Origin of the sequence: Lacrimispora sinapis (genome assembly GCF_043633585.1) — a bacterium.
Taxonomy (GTDB): domain Bacteria; phylum Bacillota; class Clostridia; order Lachnospirales; family Lachnospiraceae; genus Lacrimispora; species Lacrimispora sinapis.
The window spans coordinates 1,417,367-1,436,054 of record NZ_CP141832.1; the positions used below are offsets into that span (position 1 = coordinate 1,417,367).

At 44.8% G+C, this 18,688-nt stretch carries 18 protein-coding genes and 1 riboswitch; of the genes, 9 read left to right on the forward strand and 9 right to left on the reverse strand.

The features are described from left to right. Position 1 precedes the first annotated feature (1 nt). The 4 genes from VIG27_RS06430 to VIG27_RS06445 all read right to left on the reverse strand — a co-directional run bounded on the left by VIG27_RS06430 (position 2) and on the right by VIG27_RS06445 (position 3,662). Positions 2-1,213, reverse strand: a complete 1,212-nt coding sequence (locus VIG27_RS06430; RefSeq protein WP_394526250.1) for a bifunctional 3,4-dihydroxy-2-butanone-4-phosphate synthase/GTP cyclohydrolase II — start codon at positions 1,211-1,213, stop codon at positions 2-4. Between the two features lie 8 nt (positions 1,214-1,221). After that, positions 1,222-1,848 carry a riboflavin synthase gene (locus VIG27_RS06435; protein ID WP_394526253.1) on the reverse strand — a complete coding sequence of 209 codons (627 nt, stop codon included), beginning with the start codon at positions 1,846-1,848 and terminating at the stop codon, positions 1,222-1,224. Beyond that, a complete protein-coding gene (gene ribD, locus VIG27_RS06440; RefSeq protein WP_394526256.1) occupies positions 1,848-2,933 on the reverse strand; it encodes a bifunctional diaminohydroxyphosphoribosylaminopyrimidine deaminase/5-amino-6-(5-phosphoribosylamino)uracil reductase RibD in 1,086 nt (361 codons plus the stop codon). Before ribD ends, VIG27_RS06435 begins: the two co-directional genes overlap by 1 nt. 145 nt (positions 2,934-3,078) lie before the next feature. Next, positions 3,079-3,193, reverse strand: a riboswitch (FMN riboswitch). 76 nt (positions 3,194-3,269) lie between these two features. Then, positions 3,270-3,662, reverse strand: coding sequence for a winged helix-turn-helix transcriptional regulator (locus VIG27_RS06445; RefSeq protein WP_394526260.1), 393 nt, complete (start codon positions 3,660-3,662; stop codon positions 3,270-3,272). A 252-nt stretch (positions 3,663-3,914) separates the two neighbouring features. Here VIG27_RS06445 and nirJ2 point away from each other — a divergent pair, with 252 nt between their 5' ends. The 9 genes from nirJ2 (at position 3,915) to VIG27_RS06490 (ending at position 11,801) form a co-directional block, all read left to right on the forward strand. After that, the gene (nirJ2, locus tag VIG27_RS06450; RefSeq protein WP_394526263.1) at positions 3,915-4,928 is read left to right on the forward strand and encodes a putative heme d1 biosynthesis radical SAM protein NirJ2; all 1,014 of its coding nucleotides are present in this window, start codon (positions 3,915-3,917) and stop codon (positions 4,926-4,928) included. Beyond that, complete coding sequence (locus VIG27_RS06455; RefSeq protein ID WP_394526265.1) at positions 4,925-5,869, forward strand: ABC transporter substrate-binding protein; 945 nt, start codon at positions 4,925-4,927, stop codon at positions 5,867-5,869. Before nirJ2 ends, VIG27_RS06455 begins: the two co-directional genes overlap by 4 nt. After that, positions 5,829-6,845: a FecCD family ABC transporter permease gene (locus VIG27_RS06460; protein ID WP_394526268.1), complete on the forward strand. Its 1,017-nt coding sequence runs from the start codon at positions 5,829-5,831 to the stop codon at positions 6,843-6,845. The genes VIG27_RS06455 and VIG27_RS06460 overlap by 41 nt, the downstream gene beginning before the upstream one ends. Before the next feature lie 30 nt (positions 6,846-6,875). Then, on the forward strand, positions 6,876-7,640 hold the full coding sequence (locus VIG27_RS06465; protein ID WP_394526270.1) for an ABC transporter ATP-binding protein: 765 nt from the start codon (positions 6,876-6,878) through the stop codon (positions 7,638-7,640). Between the two features lie 92 nt (positions 7,641-7,732). Beyond that, entirely contained in the window at positions 7,733-8,149 is a 417-nt protein-coding gene (locus VIG27_RS06470) for a YbaN family protein (protein ID WP_394526273.1), read from the forward strand. Then, positions 8,127-8,432 (forward strand): DUF4491 family protein, encoded by a 306-nt coding sequence (locus VIG27_RS06475; protein WP_394526276.1) that lies wholly within the window; start codon positions 8,127-8,129, stop codon positions 8,430-8,432. The genes VIG27_RS06470 and VIG27_RS06475 overlap by 23 nt, the downstream gene beginning before the upstream one ends. A 76-nt stretch (positions 8,433-8,508) precedes the next feature. Then, positions 8,509-9,072 (forward strand): TetR/AcrR family transcriptional regulator, encoded by a 564-nt coding sequence (locus VIG27_RS06480; RefSeq protein WP_394526279.1) that lies wholly within the window; start codon positions 8,509-8,511, stop codon positions 9,070-9,072. A 109-nt stretch (positions 9,073-9,181) separates the two neighbouring features. Beyond that, positions 9,182-11,599, forward strand: coding sequence for an endopeptidase La (gene lon, locus VIG27_RS06485; protein ID WP_394526282.1), 2,418 nt, complete (start codon positions 9,182-9,184; stop codon positions 11,597-11,599). Between the two features lies 1 nt (position 11,600). Continuing rightward, a complete protein-coding gene (locus tag VIG27_RS06490) occupies positions 11,601-11,801 on the forward strand; it encodes a DUF1858 domain-containing protein (RefSeq protein ID WP_394526284.1) in 201 nt (66 codons plus the stop codon). Positions 11,802-11,876: 75 nt separating this feature from the next. Here VIG27_RS06490 and VIG27_RS06495 read toward each other — a convergent pair whose 3' ends face one another. From VIG27_RS06495 to VIG27_RS06515, 5 genes are all read right to left on the reverse strand, one after another. Then, positions 11,877-12,266 (reverse strand): DUF6483 family protein, encoded by a 390-nt coding sequence (locus VIG27_RS06495; RefSeq protein ID WP_394526287.1) that lies wholly within the window; start codon positions 12,264-12,266, stop codon positions 11,877-11,879. A 137-nt stretch (positions 12,267-12,403) separates the two neighbouring features. Further along, positions 12,404-14,635 carry a methyl-accepting chemotaxis protein gene (locus VIG27_RS06500; RefSeq protein ID WP_394526289.1) on the reverse strand — a complete coding sequence of 744 codons (2,232 nt, stop codon included), beginning with the start codon at positions 14,633-14,635 and terminating at the stop codon, positions 12,404-12,406. A 372-nt stretch (positions 14,636-15,007) separates the two neighbouring features. Then, on the reverse strand, positions 15,008-15,769 hold the full coding sequence (lgt, locus tag VIG27_RS06505; protein ID WP_394526291.1) for a prolipoprotein diacylglyceryl transferase: 762 nt from the start codon (positions 15,767-15,769) through the stop codon (positions 15,008-15,010). 90 nt (positions 15,770-15,859) lie between these two features. Then, on the reverse strand, positions 15,860-16,855 hold the full coding sequence (locus VIG27_RS06510) for an SPL family radical SAM protein (RefSeq protein ID WP_394526293.1): 996 nt from the start codon (positions 16,853-16,855) through the stop codon (positions 15,860-15,862). Between the two features lie 96 nt (positions 16,856-16,951). Further along, positions 16,952-18,625 carry a S8 family peptidase gene (locus VIG27_RS06515; protein WP_394526296.1) on the reverse strand — a complete coding sequence of 558 codons (1,674 nt, stop codon included), beginning with the start codon at positions 18,623-18,625 and terminating at the stop codon, positions 16,952-16,954. Positions 18,626-18,688: the final 63 nt, after the last annotated feature.

Here is an 18,688-nt window from a genome sequence, read left to right on the forward strand (position 1 = left end):
CTTACATCTCCTTTTTATAATTGAATAAATGTCCCATTTTGACCTGCTTGGTTTTCAAGTAAAATAAATTTTGGGCGGTAGCATTCATCTGGATAGGGACCCGTTCTACGATTTCCATCCCGTAATCAGAAAGCTGGTATACCTTATCCGGATTGTTTGTCAAAAGCCGCAGGGTCTTTGCTCCCAGATCCCTCAGGATCTGAGCACCTATGTAATATTCCCGCATATCACCGGCAAAGCCCAAAGCCAGATTTGCTTCCAGTGTATCCATGCCCTGATCCTGCAATTCATAGGCCCGGAGCTTATTGATGAGGCCGATGCCCCTTCCTTCCTGCCGCATATAAAGAAGGATGCCCCGTCCCTCCTGTTCGATCTGGGTCATTGCTGCCGCAAATTGCTGGCCGCAGTCGCAGCGGAGGGAACCAAAGGCATCTCCGGTCAGGCATTCGGAATGGACGCGGCACAGGAGATTGGTTCCGTCACCGATCTCTCCGCGAACCAATGCAACGTGATGCTCCCCGGTTAGCTTGTTCACATAACCGTAGGCTTTAAAATCCCCATATTTGGTGGGCATCTTTGTTACTGCGGCGCACTCTACCAGTTTGTCATGCTTTTTCCGGTAATTTTGAAGTTCTTTAATGGTGATAAAGGTCAGTCCATGAGTCTCTGCCAGTTTGATCAGTTCAGGGGTGCGCATCATGGTTCCGTCTTCCCCCATGATTTCACAGCATAACCCGCATTCTTTCAGACCGGAAAGACGGAGCAGGTCCACGGTTGCTTCCGTATGGCCGTTCCGTTTTAAGACTCCCCCTGCTTTGGCAGTCAGGGGAAACATATGGCCGGGACGGCGAAAGTCCTCCGGCTTTGCATCCTCCATCACACAGGCGCGGGCCGTGATTGCCCGTTCTTCAGCGGAAATTCCGGTGGTCGTACGGATGTGGTCAATGGAGACCGTAAAAGCGGTTTCATGGTTATCGGTACTTTCCGAAACCATTTGAGGGAGCTGCAGCTTCTGACAAAGCGCAGCGCTCATGGGCATGCAGATCAGCCCTTTTCCGTGGACTGCCATAAAATTCACATGTTCCGTCGTGGTAAATTGGGCGGCGCAGATGAAATCCCCTTCATTTTCCCTGTATTCATCGTCGGCAACCAGTATGATCTTTCCCTGGCGAAGATCCTCAAGTGCTTCTTCAATGGTATTAAATGCAAACATATTTCCTCCTATTCCAGACCGTATTTGGGAGTGCCCTTTGACGGGACTGCTGCTCCCAGGAATTTTTCAATATATTTTCCTACACAGTCATTTTCCAGATTTACAGTATCTCCGACCCGTCTGCCGGACAGAGTGGTTTGTTTGGCGGTATGAGGTATCACGGATACGCCAAAATCATTTTTTGACAGTCTGGCAACGGTCAGGCTGATGCCGTCAATCCCAATAGAGCCTTTTTCGACGATGTAACGCAGGATTCCGGGAGTCGTCCGTATGGTGTACCAGATGGCGTTGTCATCCCGATCAATGGAACGGATGATGCCGGTACCGTCGATATGTCCGGTAAGAATATGACCGCCAAACCGCCCATTGGCTGGCATTGCCCGTTCCAAATTGACGGTGGAACCGGAACAAAGCCTTGCAAGAGAGGAGCGGCGCAGGGTTTCGTGCATCACATCTGCGGTAAATGCTGTGGCGGTAAAGGAAGTCACGGTCAGGCAGATACCATTTACACAAATGCTGTCCCCCGCCTTGATATCCTTCAGTATCAAAGAGGCACCAACGGTCAGAACCGCAGAATATGCCCCCTTTTTCACGCCCCGCACCGTACCGATTTCTTCAATTATGCCTGTAAACATCAAAGCACCTCGCTTTCTAAAAGAATATCCTCTCCAAGCACAGTGATTTGGGGAGGTGACAGTGAGACCCCATTGTCTGGAGATTCCATGCCGATTCCACCAACGGGGGATTTTGCATGGATGCCCCCAAACAGCTTTGGTGCAATATAGACCTGGACTTTATTTACGATTCCATCGGTTAATGCGGACCAGTTTAATGTACTCCCTCCTTCCAAAAGAATGCTGTCTACGTTCCTTTTCCCAAGCTGTATCATCAGTTCCTTTAAATCCACCTTTCCCTCCTTTTGAGAAACCGTAAGGACCTCACAGCCGGCTTCCTCATAAGGCTTTATTTTGGCTTGGTCGGTACAGCAGGCAGCCAGAATGGTCTTGTACTGATCGGCAGTCTGAACGACACGGGAGGAGAGAGGTGTCCTCAGGCTTGTGTCGCAGACGATGCGTTGAGGGCTTTTGCAGCCATTGAAGCGGCAGGTCAGCATGGGATCATCGGTGAGTATGGTACTTACGCCAACCATGATTCCGGAATAGCGGTGTCTGTCCTTTTGCACTTGCAGACGGGCGGCTTCTCCCGTAATCCATTTGGACTTTCCGGAATAAGTGGCAATTTTTCCGTCCATGGTCATGGCGTATTTCATTACCACATAAGGGGTTTGATGCTTAATGAAGTGGAAGAAGACTCTATTGAGCTTCCTGCATTCTTCGGATAAAACCCCTTCTGTAACTTCGATTCCATGGTGACGCAAAATGCTGGCCCCTTTGCCTGCAACGACAGGGTTTGGGTCAAGGGAGCCGATCACAACTCTCCGGATGCCGCTTTTTAAAATTGCATCGGTGCATGGCGGTGTTTTTCCGTAATGGCAGCAGGGCTCCAAAGTCACGTAAAGGGTTGCGCCCTGAGGGGATTGCCTACAGCCCGAAAGGGCTTCACGCTCCGCATGGGGCATACCAAACCTCTGATGGAACCCCATTCCGATGATAGTGCCATCTTTTACGATAACAGCTCCTACCATTGGATTGGGATTGACCCAGCCAATCCCTTTTTTGGCAAGTTCCAATGCTTGTTTCATGTAATCAATATCAGTCAACCGGACACCTCCTGAAAAATAAAATGCCTTGAACCGATATCGTTCAAGGCATGGAGTCACAGAATGGAGGGAAGCTGTATCAAAAATAAAAAAACTCCGAAATCAAAACGATTTCAGAGACATTTACAATACACACAACATGTGTTTTCATCTTCTTTCATCCAGACTATACTGTCGGCTTCGGAATTACACCGAATCATGCCTTGCGGCTCGTGGGCTTTACCACCGGTAGGGATTTTCACCCTGCCCTGAAGATATTTATTCAATTACGGTTAATATAGCACCATGCCAAAGCGTTGTCAAGTGCTTGGGCGCATTTTCATTTATTGCTCCCTTTTATGGATTGCCTGGGTCGGGTTCCGTACTTAAATACTGGCTCCCAAACGCGTGCATCAGTTCCAGAATAGGGATGATTTTTGTACCCAGTTCGGTCAAGCTGTATTCCACGCGGGAAGGGACCACCGGATAGACCTTCCGGCTCACCAGCCGGTCTTCTTCCAGACTCCGCAGCTGGGAGGTCAGCATTTTCTGGGTCACCTGAGGAAGCCTTTTTTTGATTTCGCTGAATCGCAGGGTCTTGCTGCTTAAATACCATAGAATCAGAATTTTCCATTTTCCAGAAAGCAGTTCCTGCACAAGGGCCATGGGGCAGACATTGTATTTTAAGCACTGGTCTTTCATATAGCATTCTTCGTGCATGGGCTTATTGCAGATCATATTGGCTGACATGGGACCACCTCTTTCTGGTATATAAAATATAGGAAGTATCAAATGAAGCTATGTATGTTAAAAAGATATCTTACGATCCATTATACCATTTACTGACTTAAATTGTAAATATGTATATTCTGCCGCTTACTATTGTGCCGTTGTTTTTCAACAACACTGGAAAAGCCCTGATTCTATGGAACAGGCCGCCCACATATAATAGGCATATACTTTTAATCCTTATGGCAAAATGCATATGGAAGGAGAACATGGATGATCGTATCTTGGCTGACCACAAATCAGTGTAATTTAAAATGCAGGCATTGCTATCAGGATGCCGGAGGCAGAAGTGCAGAGGAGCTTAATACAGACGAAGCAAAAAAAATGATCGGAGAGATCGCAGCGGCCGGTTTTAAAATTATGATATTCAGCGGAGGAGAGCCGCTCATGCGTCCCGATATCTATGAACTGGTTTCTTACGCAGCTTCCTTAGGACTGCGTCCGGTTTTTGGAACCAACGGAACGCTGATCACAGAAGAAACAGCTGTGAAGCTGAAACAGTGCGGTGCAAAGGCCATGGGCATCAGTCTGGACAGCTTAATAGAAGAAAGGCATAACTTTTTCAGGGGAAAGGAGGATGCATTCCAATTGACCCTGAAAGGCATTGAAAACTGCAAAAAGGCAGGTCTTCCCTTTCAGATCCATACCACTGTTATGGACTGGAATCAGGAGGAGGTATGCGGCATCATAGATTTTTGTGTGGAAACAGGAGCAATTGCCAGCTACTTGTTTTTCTTGATTCCTGTGGGAAGAGGAAAGTTTTTGGAGAAAACCTCCCTTGAGGTGATGGAATATGAAAAACTGTTGAGAACCATTATGGAAAAGCAAAAACACGTTCCCATTGATATCAAGCCCACCTGCGCGCCTCAATTTATCCGGGTAGCCAGGCAGATGGAGGTAAAAACCCGCTTTCAAAAAGGCTGTCTGGCCGGATTGAGCTACTGCATCATCAATCCGGTAGGGACGGTCAGGCCCTGTGCCTATATGGTAGAGGAAGCAGGCAATGTCCGGGAACAGCCCTTTGACCAGATCTGGGAGAACAGCGGGTTATTCAAGCATCTGCGTACTCAGCAATATAAAGGGACATGTGGTGATTGTGTCTATCAGATAGAGTGCGGCGGCTGCCGGGCAAGAGCCGGGTATTACCATGAAGGCGACTATATGGCAGAGGACAGTTACTGTGCTTATGGAAAACAGTTGGAAACAGGAGGGCTTCTGGTCAATTGAAAGGGAAAAAAATCGTATATGGGGCAATTATTTTCATCCTTGCAAGCCTTTTAGCAGGCTGTAACCATAAGCAGACAAAGCTAGCTCCTTCCAGAGAGGGATACCAATTTACAGATGCCCTTGGTCAGGAGATTACCGTTCAAGAGCCAAAAAGAGTGGTGGCACTTATGGGCAGCTTTGCAGAGATCTGGCTGGACGCAGGCGGGAAGCTGACGGCAGTTACGGACGATGCATATGAGGAAAGAGGGCTGACACTTCCCAAAGACACAGTAACTGTGGGAACCTACAACCGTCCCAATGTGGAACAGATCATCGCCTGTGATCCGGACTTAGTGCTCCTGTCTTCCGAAACCAAGGAACATGTGGCCTTAAAGGATACGTTAAAACAGGCAGGTATTACCGCCGCATATTTTCAAGTGACTTACTTTGAGGATTACTTAAAGATGCTGAAACTATGTACGGATATCACAGGCCGCGGGGATCTCTATGAAAAGAACGGTCTGGCGGTAAAAGAGCAGATTGATACCATTATTACAAAAACCAAGGGTCAAAAATCCCCCGCCGTTTTGTTCCTCATTACCTATTCAGGGGGAGCCCTCGTTAAGAATTCCCAGTGCATGACCGGGAAGATGTTAAAGGATTTAGGCTGTGAAAACATTGCGGATCAAAACCAGAGCCTTTTAAAGGAATTTAATATAGAATCCATTATGAAAGCCGATCCTGATTATATTTTTGTTGTTGCTATGGGAAATGATGAAGAACTGGCAAAGAAAAATTTAAAAGAGGCCGTAGAAAACAATCCGGCCTGGAATGGCCTTAGTGCAGTGAAAAATGGCCGGTATATTGTGCTGCCAAAGGAAAAGTTTCTATATAAACCAGATGCGAAATGGGGAGATAGCTATGCATACCTTTTTGAAATCCTGTATGGGAACAAACCGTAAGGCGTGGCTTCTTTTGCTGTGTTCCGCCGCCGGTCTTTTGGTTTCGGTGGGGGCAGGCTTGTGCCTGGGAGCCAATCCCATTGGAGTGCCGGTATTTTTTGACACCCTTATCCGGAAAAACCCGGATGACTTTTTATACCGGATCATTCGGACCGTCCGTTTTCCAAGAGTATTTGGTGCACTGTTGGCGGGAAGCGGACTTGCGGTATCGGGAACCATCATACAGTCTGTGCTGAACAATCCCCTTGCAAGCCCAAACATTATCGGAGTCAATGCAGGGGCCGGATTTTTCGTTCTGCTGGCCTCCGCCTTGTTCCCGGCCCAGCCCGGCCTTCTTCCGGTTTGGGCATTTCTTGGTGCACTGTTGGCCTCCCTGCTGATCCTTTTAGCCGGAGCGGGGAGACAGATGTCCCAGTTATTGCTGGTACTGACCGGATTTGTGGTCAACAGCATTTTCACCGCCGGAATGAACACCATCATGATCCTCAATCCCGATGCCTATGTGGGAGCAGGCAATTTTCTGGCAGGGGGTCTTTCCTCTCTGACGGGTAAGAACATTGCTTTTCCGGCCGCATTGATTCTTCTGGGTCTGATGCTTGCAATGCTTTGCTCCCATGGATTGAATCTTCTTCATCTGGGGGCTGATTGTGCCAAAACACTGGGAATGAATGTTTTGGTCAGCCGCTTTCTGTATATTGCAATAGCGGCCGTACTTGCCGGAGCAGCCGTAAGCTTTGCCGGACTGATTGGATTTGTGGGACTTTTGGTTCCCCATGGGGTGAAATTGCTCATTGGGTCAGACAACCGTTTTGTGATTCCCGCCAGTGCGCTGATGGGAGGAATGTTTGTCATATTGTGCGATCTGCTTGCCAGGACTATTTTTCTTCCTTATGAATTGCCGGTCGGGATCTTGATGTCCTTTCTTGGCAGTCCCTTTTTCCTGTATCTGATCCTGAAAAGCAGAGGCACCGATTGAAGCCGCTCCAAGTAAAAGGGAGGAATCTAAATGATCCAATTGAAAAATGTGACTTATTCCTACAATCATCAGCCGCTGATACAGGATATGGACGTGACCTTTGAAAAGGGGAAAGTTACGGCGATCATCGGCCCCAACGGATGCGGGAAAAGTACCCTATTAAAGCTGGCTTGCCGCCTGCTGCGTCCCCAGAAGGGAAACGTGTTTTTAGAGGACCAGGAAATCGGCACATTTAAGGGAAGAACCTTTGCCAGAAAGGTGTCCGTACTTCTGCAAAATAATCCCATCCCCGATATGACTGTAGAACGCGCGGTCCTGTCCGGAAGATATCCTTATCAGTCCCCATTTAAAACTTATGGGCAAGAGGACAGGACCATCACGGAATATGCCATGAAAGTGACAGGCTGCCATTCTCTCAGATATAAAAATATGCATCAGCTGTCAGGCGGGGAACGCCAGCGGGCATTTCTTGCCATGCGGTTGGCCCAGGATACGCCGGTTATATTTCTCGATGAACCGACCACCTATCTTGATATCAATGTATCCTATGAAATGATGGAACTGCTCCGAGAACAAAATCAAAAACTGGGTAAAACGATAGTCATGGTTCTCCATGATATGACTCTGGCCTTAAACTACGCAGATTACATCATTCTAATGGAAAATGGAAAAATCAAAGCCTGTAATTCTGTACTTGATGATGAACTGCATCATTGCATCGGAGAAATCTTTCACGTAAAAATCCAAAGCTTTTCAGAAACAGATAGATCTCAATTTTATTTTGTCAAAAGGTAGAAACAGTCTTGTTTTATCAGGCATTTTTTGTATATATTTCTTCAACCAACAATAGAATAAAAAAAAATGAAAAAGAATTTGGAGGTGTTTGAATGGGAAAGATTCTGCTGCTTGTTTTAGGAATCCTGTCTTTGGCTCTGGGAACGGTTGGAGTTGGAGTGCCGGGGCTGCCGACAACACCGTTCTTTCTGCTGTCTTTGTTCTGCTTTACGAGAAGTTCCAATCGACTGGACCGCTGGTTTCGTGGTACAAAACTTTTTGAAACCTATGTAAAGCCCTTTGAAGAGGACAAATCCCTGCCCCGCAAACAGAAGCTTGTCATTCAATTAACGGCTGGAACCATGATGCTTTTCGCTTTTTTGTTTCTGGATAACCGGGCGATACGCCTGTTTCTTATCGTCGCGTTTATCCTCCATAATTATGTTTTTCTATTTGTAATTAAGACTAGGAAAGGGGAAGCTCCTGATACAAAAACAGGAAAATCTAATGGTAAAACTTATGAATTATGAGGGAATTATAATAGGAATGGGAACGTTTCTTCTGATTGGATTGCTGCATCCGGTTGTCATTAAGGCAGAGTACTATTTTGGAACAAAAATATGGCCGGCATTTCTGGCTGCGGGAATTGTGTGCATTGTGCTTTCCCTATTTTCATCGGGAAGAGTGCTGTCCCCGCTTCTGGCAGTTCTGGGTTTTTCGCTTTTATGGAGTATCAAGGAACTTTTTGAACAGAAGCAAAGGGTAGAAAAAGGCTGGTTTCCCCGGAATCCCAATAAGAAGATTTTTGAATAGCATAACAGCATACGATAAAAAAATAACTTGACAATAAGTGAATGATCATTTATTATAGAATCACAGAGGTGATGGAATGAGAAAAAAAGACGACGAAAAAGTGAGAAGCATAAAAGAAGCAGTAATTAAGCTGATCCTGCAGGAGGGGTTTCATGGCACTTCTGTCTCCAAAATCGCCAAGATGGCAGGGGTTTCGCCGGCAACAGTATATATCTATTTTGAGAATAAGGATGATATGCTTCATGATATTTACATGGAGTATTCAGAAGAGATTTATACCTATCTGTTAGACTGCGTTGACCGAAAGATGGAAGGACAGAGGCAGATTGAGGCCCTCATTAGAAGCTATTATAACTATATTTTAGAGAACAAAGAGATTTTCAGTTTTGTAGAGCAGTTTTCCAATTGTCCCTCTCTGGCAGGGAAGTGTACCGGAAAGCAGGGAATTTGTAAAATTTATAATCTGATGACAGAGATGAAGAATGCCAACGTTATAAAAGATTACAGAGAAGACAATTTAATTGCGATCATGTTCCAGCCGGTAAAGGCGATTGCAGTGGATAACCGGAAGAGTGAAGCACAGAAGGAAGATTTGCTGCAGGAGATGATAAAGATCATACAATATGCAATATTACGATAGATATATGCGGGATTATAATACAGAGAAGATCTGTAAAAGATCTCGCAAAAAAAATAATAGATTATAAATGAACATTCACTTTAGAAATACGCACAGAAAGGATAAAACGATGAAAAATAACAACAATAATCAAACAGGGATTGTTTTTCCAGTCTCATACAAAGTTTTATTGCCGGATGTGGTAACTTCGATTCATATGGAGCTTTTTGACGAAGCGCAGATAGAATATCTGAAGAGCGATGAAGTTGTAAAAATCGCATTGCCGCTGAAACAGAATTTCGGCAGAACAGAAAAGATAGAGGAGGATTTCTTCCGTACCGGTGTGATATTTGAAGTGAACAGCCTGGAAAAGACGGAAAAAGGTATCCAGGTCTCCGTTAAATTAACAGAACGGGTCGACGTAAAGGACTTTAAGAAAGAAGATGACCTTTTGTGGGCGGATTATGACCTTTCTCCGGATCTTGATGACCTGGATGAAAAAAGCCGGGAAGAGATGCTTGGTTATATCAAGAAGATCAGCGGTGAGGTCAGCTCTAAATTCACGGGAGGGCAGCAGTACCAGAAGATCATAGAAGAATTTCATGATTTAAACGCGCTGATCGTATACTTATCCCAATTCCTTCAGCTGCCGGTCAATGAACGGTATGAATTACTGGAAATGCGGTCCGTCAAAGAGAGAAGCCTCCGTTTTCTGGATCATATGTTAAAACATAAGGAAATGATTCAGCTGCAGATGCAGATTTCTGAAAAGTTTTCCGAGAGAGCCAACCGTTACTACAGAGAATCGGTTCTCAGGGAACAGTTAAAGGCCATTCAGGAAGAACTGAACGAAGGAAAAGAAGAAAACAGCAAGAAAGAGCCGGATTATTTGAGTAAAATCGAAGAAGCAGGAATGCCGCCTGAGATTAAAGAGGCAGCTCTTGAAGAATACCGCAAGCTGGAGGATCAGGGCCCTAATAAGTTCGATTATAATATAATCCGCAATTATCTTGACCTGTTGGTTCAGCTTCCATGGAAAAAGGAAGAGGCAAAAGCCACGGATCTGGAAGAAGCCAGGAGAATCCTCAATGAACGCCATTATGGCTTGCAAAAGGTAAAAGACAGAATCATACAGCATTTGGCCGTAATGCAGCTGAATAAAAATAAGAAAGGTTCCATACTCTTACTGGTAGGCCCGCCAGGAACCGGTAAAACAAGTCTTGGTAAGAGCATCGCAGAGGCACTTGGAAGGGAATATACCCGCATAAGCTTAGGTGGTGTAAGAGATGAATCCGAAATCAGAGGGCACCGGAGAACCTACGTTGGCGCCATGCCAGGCAGAATCATTCAAAGCATCCGGAAAGCGGGACATTCCAATCCGGTCATGGTCCTTGATGAAGTGGATAAGCTGATGTCCGGGGGCTTCCATGGAGATCCCTCCAGCGCATTGCTAGAGGTGCTGGACCCGGAGCAGAATGCAACCTTTACGGATCATTATCTGGATCTGCCTTACGATCTGTCCGATGTGTTCTTCATTGCAACGGCCAACTCTTTAGAGAGCATTCCGGGTCCTTTGCTGGACCGTATGGAAGTGATTTCCATTTCCAGTTATACCATGGAAGAAAAGTTCCATATTGGGAAGGATCATCTGCTGCCGGCTGTTTTAGAAGAACATGGACTAAAGGCAGACCAGCTTGTGCTGGAAGATTCTGTCCTTAAAAAGATCATCAGTGACTATACACTGGAGGCCGGAGTCAGAGGCTTGAAAAAACAGCTGGCTGCCCTGGCCAGAGTTACAAGTGAGAAAATTGTTTCAAACAAAGGAGAACAGCCCTTTAAGGTCCGGGAAGAGGATTTGGAGGAGGTACTTGGCAGACAGGTATCCCGTCATGAAAAAGCCCAGTCAGACAATCCTCCCGGGGTTGTTACAGGACTTGCCTGGACACCGGTGGGCGGTGAAATCCTCTTTATTGAGGCCACAGATATGCCGGGGAATGGAAACGTGATCCTCACAGGAAAGCTGGGAGAGGTAATGAAAGAATCTGCAAGGATCTCTTTAAGCTTATTAAAATCCAGACTTCCGTTAAATACCTTTAATTTTAAGGAAAAGGATTTACACATCCATGTACCGTCCGGAGCCGTACCAAAAGATGGTCCCTCCGCAGGAATTGCATTATTTACGGCATTGGCCTCTCTGGTTACAGGCAATAAGGTGGATTCCAGGCTGGCAATGACGGGTGAAATCACGTTAAGAGGTGCCGTTCTTCCGATTGGAGGATTAAAAGAAAAACTTTTAGGTGCACAACGGGCAGGTATAAAAAAAGTGTTAATACCAAAAGATAATCTGGTTGACTTAAAAGAGGTACCGGAAGAAGTAAAAGAACAGCTTTCCGTGGTTGCAGTAGAGACCATTGAAGATGTACTGAAAGAAACTCTTGGAATTTCCCTCCCAAGACTGGAGCAGATGCTCTTGCAGAAAGATGGAAATGCAAGGATGCTGGAAGCTATTGAACCCCCAAAAAATAATTTGAGAAGAGAGGTAATTTAATATGACAGTAACAAAGGATACTTTGATCGGAGAAATTTTAAGAGAGGACCAGTCCACCGCACCGTTCTTTTTTGAAATGGGAATGCATTGCCTTGGATGCCCTTCCTCAACAATGGAAAGCCTGGAGGAGGCATGTATGGTTCATGGCGTTTCCGTAGAGGAACTGGTAGAAAAGCTGAACGGCCATATGGCAAGGCAGTAACTAAGCGGTCATAAGAAAGGAAAGGGCTGCTGCAGAATCGAGTGAGTCTGCAGCAGCCTTTCTATGGGATAAAATTTATTCTGCAGCATGTCCAAGAAGAGCCACTGCCATGCTCTCATAGCCGTACAGTGTTGATACGTGTCTTAATCCATCCGTAATCTCACTTTTCGAGTAATTATGTTCTTCCAGAAATTGTGCGTCTTTTTCATTCATATAATAATAAACCATCAGAGATAATTTGAAAATCTCCATGTTATCAGGGTCCAGAAGATCAAACATCTGGTTTTCTGCGCCGTTTAGGTCCCCATCGTCTATCAGCTGTGTAAGCTCCAGATACTTGTCCTTCATTTCCTCATCCGAAAAGGCACGATCGTCATTTTTTCCCAGTTCTATATGAAAAATCAATTTTAATAAAGTACCGACCACACTACTTGTCATTTTTGTTGCATAATCATCAGTCAGCATTTGTTTCTCCTTTTGCAATTTATCAAATAATATAGAAAATACTTTATCACAAGTGATGAAAAATGTAAAGAAGAGGGCTGCCGCAGTATCCTTATGGGATATTGGGGCAGCCCTTAACTTTCTATGGAAGAAAGTGATTAATATTTGCTGTTTGAATGTTCTTCCACAGGTGTTTCATAAGTCTCTGCTGGCTCTGTCTGCTCCGTTTGGACGGAATTCGTGCCAAATACATCAGACTGGGTATCCATCAGCTGGAATTTTCCTACCAGTGTTTTTAACGTTACTGCCTGAGCGGATAATTCCTCGGAGGTAGCAGCACTTTCTTCTGAGGTAGCAGAAGTGGTCTGGACCACAGCAGAAATCTGGTCGATACCGGTTGTAACCTGCATGATTGCATCGGACTGTGCGGTAGATGCTTGCGCAATTTCAGCGATACGGACAGCGGAAACATTGGATTTTTCAACCACAAGGCGAAGTGCATCTGCCGTTTCCCCGGCGATTTTTGTACCGTTTCCGATGGCTGCTATGGCATTTTCAATCAGTGTTGTGGTATTCTTTGCTGCTTCTGCAGATTTACCGGCTAAGTTGCGGACTTCATCCGCGACAACGGCAAAGCCTTTTCCTGCAGCACCGGCTCTTGCGGCCTCTACGGCAGCATTCAGCGCCAGAATGTTGGTCTGAAATGCAATGTCATCAATAGTCTTAATGATTTTGCCGATTTCATTTGATGTGTTGGCAATATCATTCATGGCAGCAATCATATCATTCATCTTCTGATTGCCGGCCAGTACGCCTTGACTTGCCTCCTGGGATAAGGAATTTGCTTCAGAAGCATTGGAAGCATTTTGTTTCACTCGTTCTGCAATTTCTGTAATTGTTGCAGATAATTCTTCGATGGAGGAAGCCTGTTCCGTAGCACCCTGGCTTAAAGCCTGTGCCGCATCGGAAACCTGAGAAGCGCCGGTAGAAACCTGATCCGAAGCACGGTCGATCTCTAAGAGAGCATCACTGAGCGTAAAACGGATATTGCGCATTGCTTCCAGGAGGTAGCGGTAAGCACCAACGTATTTATCTTCGTTCTCTGTCATTACTTTAAAATTACCGCTTCCCATTTCACCAAGAAGATAGTGGATGTCCCGAATGATCAGCTTTAAGTTATCTGCCATACCAACAAAGGTCTTTGAAAGGGCACCGATCTCATCATTGGATTTTATATCCAGTTCGATGTCTAAGTTTCCTTGGGCAATGTTTTGCGCAGCGGTGACGACACCATTGATTGGACGGAGTGTTTTGGTCATAACAATGGTAACAATGGTCACGATAACACCAATGGCAATTACAGCCATGATGATCATAATAATGGCGATGCTGAAAACGTCTTTGTTCAAATCGGACTTGTCAAGACTGCTGGAAGCCCACCAGGTCTGTGATTCACAGGTGATCGGATAGTAATGTCTGGATTCGTAGGTACCGTCGGATCGTTTGGTATCTACATGAAACTCCTGCTTATTCTTTTGCATGGAAACAATTTTGTTATACTCGGAAGCAGGTATTATATCCTCCAGCTTTTTTCCAATGTTATCGCTTGACTTGCTGTCAAAGGTAATGATATTTCCTTCTGTGTAAATATCAACATACATGGTTGGATATTTGGAATCCGTTGTTTTGATCTTGGAAAAATTTGAAAGACTAATATCCGCCAGAACGACTCCGATTACATTGTCGCCTTTCATGATAGGAAAGGCAACCGTACTCATCATTGTGCCTTTGTAATCAAAGGGATCGGTGATAAATGGAGCTTTGGTATCCCTTGCAACTTTATAGTAATCATTTTGGGAATATTCACTGTATGCGCCGAGAGACTGGGCTGTTTTGTTTTTCATATTATCTCTGTCCACATAGACCGAGTAATCTTTGACGGAAGAATCAAACTGTCCCGGTTCAAAGAATGCGCCAACGCCGTAAAGGTCTTCGCTGTTGTTCAGCGCAGCCCAGGCCGTATTCATGATATAGGTTTCAATGGCATAATTGGATTCTGTCAGCTCCGCATTATAAATGTGGCTCTTTTTTCTTTCACCAGTCCAGTCACCGGCAGCAGACTGGTTTCCGTTATAAACGTTGTTTAAATAGTCCTGCAGTTCTTTGGTCGTATTTGTTGCACTGTTAATGATGGACTGAACCATGAGTCCATTTTTTGCAGCGATTCCGGAAAATTCCCCGTTGATTGCTTTTGACAATGCGCTACTCGCCTGCACTGCAGAGATAGCAATCAGCAAAATTAAACTTACAGAAAGAATTACGCCCGTAATAATGGACATCTTTGTTGCAAGCTTAAAATCGTTGAATTTTATTTTTTTCTTGTTTTTCATAATGTGTTATGCTCCCTTAATCAAGTAATCAGTAAAAAAGCAAACCTTCTGTGCAGCTTAACAGTGTTATTGCATATAGGAAATTTTTACCAATTAACAGACAAAAATTTACTGCATGGATTGCAGCAGATATTTGGTGTGAATATAAGAGAATAACCTCCTTCCTTTGCTTTTGGATAGTTTATGTCTGTTCAACAACTGTATAATCGACATGAATCGACATAAAAATAATAGAATTTGCAAAAAAAAGGTTGCTATAATTATGTATATTCCATATATAACTACTAATTACAGCGGTTTTTTATTTGATTTTGAATTAAAAATAAAAATATACCCGGAAAAATTCCCGGGCATATCGGTTTGTTTTATAATTTATTTGTTTTTGTTGATTCTGTTCCGTGTCTTCCATAAAAGAAAGAAACCGGCGGCGGCAGCAAACAGCGAGATAAACTGGGACGTTGAAAGCACTCCCACCGATCCACGGATTAAATCCCCGCGATAGAATTCAATTAAAAATCTTCCTATGCTATAGAAAATCAGATAAAAAGCGGTAACTTTTCCTTGGGTACGGTTTTTTCCTGCGATGACCGATAAGATGAGGAAAAGCAGAAAGTCGTATCCGCTTGAAATGACCTGGGAAGGGAACAGAGAGACCTCATTTGGCGCAAACTGGGAAGTGTGAAAGACAATGGAAAATGGTCCTTTGTATGGAGTTCCATAACAACACCCGGCCAGCAGGCAGCCAAGCCTTCCGAATCCCTGAGCCAGGGAAATCGAGGGAACGATCTGGTCAAGATAGGTGAAAAAACCGATTTTTTTAATTCGGCAGTAAACATAGCCTGCGGCAACTCCTCCGAATATTCCGCCATACACCACAAAACCTCCGGAAAGGTTTAATAAAAGGCTGGGGTCCTTTTTTATATCTTCAAAGATAGTAATAAAATAAAGAAGCTTGGCACTTACAAGGCCAAATCCGCATCCCCACAACAGAAGTGGGAATACATGTTCGGAATCCAGTCCTGATTTTTTGACACGGTTTTCTGCAGTCAGATAGGCAGCCAGGATTCCGATGCCGATCATAAGGCCATAGCCGTGAAACGTAATGTTTCCGATGGAAAATAAGTCATTATACATAGTGGTTTTCCTTTGTTATCATTGGTATTTAGAAAAAGTATATTATAGCATATCTTTTTACCAATTGCAAAAAACAATCGTATAACATGGTCAAACTACATATAAAATCGTCATATCGCTTAACTTGTCCTCGATCTGCTGTCTTAAAAACACTTCTCCGTCAGCTCTTAAATCCGTCCGGTAGCAATATTTGCCGCGGCCTCTGCCTGTCATTAATTCCTTGGAATAAAGTTGATCGGAAAGGGGGAATGCTTCGGTATTAATGGCATTATGAACGTAGCTGTAGGTCATAAAGATGATTTCAATGGGGGCGCTTTTCCTGGTTTTTTCTGTCAGCTGCTCTGAAAGTACCGTAATTAGGTCCGAGTACAGTTTTTTCCAGTCCTCTGTCAAGATCACAGGTGCAATCAACAGACCGGCCCGGTAACCGGCATCACACATTCGGTTCAGCGCCGTAATCCTGGCATTCAGGCTGGAGGTGCCTGGTTCAAAGCGGCTGATGATGGATTGAGGATTTACGCTCATCCGGAAGATGACACGCCCCCCGTGATTTAAGTCAAGCAGCGAGTCCACCTTATCGAACTTTGTGGGGAAGGTAAGAGAGCCGTACTGGCTTTTGGTAAAATTTTCAATGGTCCAGCATAAATTTCCGGTTATGGTATTTTCCAGAACCAGATCACTGTTGCTGCCGATCTCATAAGTGAAATCCTTCTGGGAACGGGTTCCGTGGTCCATGATTTTTTTCAGCATCTTTTCCCTGTTTACGAACAAACGCAGGTAAGAGCATTTATTGTAATTGCAGACCAGATAGCAGTAGTGGCACATGGCGGTACAGCCGGAAGAAGTATAGGGCACAAGAAAATCGGAGACCTTATGGTTGGGTACAAAATTATGGGTTTTGCGTACGCCGATGACCATATGCTGTTTCAGAGAAGGAAACTCCTTATTAGGACGGGTTCTTAACTCGTCGATCTTGTTGTGGCTTTCAATCGCAATCCAGGGAACGTCACTGTATTTTTCTTTTAAAAACTTGCCCAGCTCATAATCGAGGGAAGCGGGTTCATAGTAAATTTTATCGGGAAACATGACATACCTCCTATTCTTTTGTAGTATGTGTGAAAGATTAAAATGCATTTATGAAATATTGCACAAAAATAAAAAAGTAACGGTCTTGCAAAACGATCAGATGTTGGTGAGCTGTTCAAATAAGTTGTTAATATCGATCTGACCGTATCCCCATACATTATTGGGATAAACTTCTGTAGTGGTGCGTCTTGCCCCTCGAATGATAAGCCGGTTTACATCGTTTCCGGTCATAGAAATGTAATTTCCTCTGGGAATTGCCCACTCCATAACCATTGCCACGATGCCGGCAGCATGGGCGCAGGCCGCTCCGGTGCCCGTAGCAGTTCCATACAGGTTACCTGGAACCGCACATGGGAGCTGGAACCCGGGAGCCCCAATATCAGGTTTTACCAGACCGTTTCTCGTATATCCTCTGCTGGATTCCCCAAGAATGCTGTCATTGAGATGATTGTAAGCGGTCACGGTAAGCTGGTTTGCACCGTTTCCCGGAGAGGTGATGGTGGTATCAGGATTCGGGTTTAGAAAAAAGGTGTCGTCGGAAATGATATCTCCGTTTGGCAGCCAGCAATGAAAAGAAAAAGGTTCTTCTTCCACGCTTTGCGCCCGGAAATACCAGATTCCGGGAGCCGGATTTTGAAAACGGATCAGGATGAGCTGATCGCCGGTTTCTTCCTCTAAAACAATGTTGTTCACCCAGATGACACTCTGAGTGAATATAAAGTCGAATCTTCTGCATTCCCCGATGGTAGGATAGACTCTCAGTGTGGATTCCCGATTGGGAGAAGAAACATCTATGGTAATTCTTTCCGGGGCATACGGCCAAAGTTCCATCCATAAAAGCTTATCATTTTCTCCGATTCTCAATTCAAAATCATTGTAAAAGGGAGTGACTGCTGTGCTGTTAAAGTAATGCCTTCTTTTGTTGCCTTCATTTCCGGCAGAAACGGAAACCCCAATTCCCGGAAGCTGGACGATATAAGTCAAATAGCTGCTTAAAAGCCCTCTGCCGTCATGCCCGCCCTGACTGCTTCCCAAAGCGATACAGATGACTACCGGACGGCCCAGTTTCTGGGAGGCCAGAAGCATATACCTGGCCCCAAGCTGAATGTCCGATTCCTGAAAACATAACGCATCTTCTTTTACAAAGAAGATATCTTTTAAATTCTGTTTGGCTTCCTTCAGCTTCACAATAATAAGTTCGGATTCCGGAACGATTCCGGAAAATGACACTTCATCATTTTGATTTCCCGCAATGATGCTGGCAATGGCAGTTCCATGACCGTTGGTATCCACAGAGGGCACCACCGAAAGAGGGTCTTCAGAGCTCAATGCCTGGTTGATTGCTTCTCTGGTGTATTCGGTGCCAAAGGTAAAGCCTTCCGGGACCGGACCGGTTTGAATGGACTGATCCCATATGGAAACGATCCGGGTGGTTCCATCGTTATTAAGAAATGCCTGATGCTGGTAATCAATGCCGGTATCAATGACCCCAATGACGATTCCACGGCCGAACAGACTAAGAAACGGATTCCTCTGAACGGTGCCGATACCGGATTTTTCAATGCTCACGGTAGATTCAAGGGTATAAAGAGATGGAAAGGAGTTATATGGCTGGCTGCCTAAATCGCATGGCTCGATTTGAGATCTGAGCACATGCAGCAAAGAATTGCGTTCGCTCAGTAAAGTGATATTATCTCCCGTATCATAGGACGGAGCGGTTATGTTACTTATGATTAAGTCATAGTAATTATTGTCAATAATTTTGCTCAAAATCCAGCCTCCTGTCTATCCTGATGAAGCGTATAGTATATATTATGCACAGTAAATGCCTTT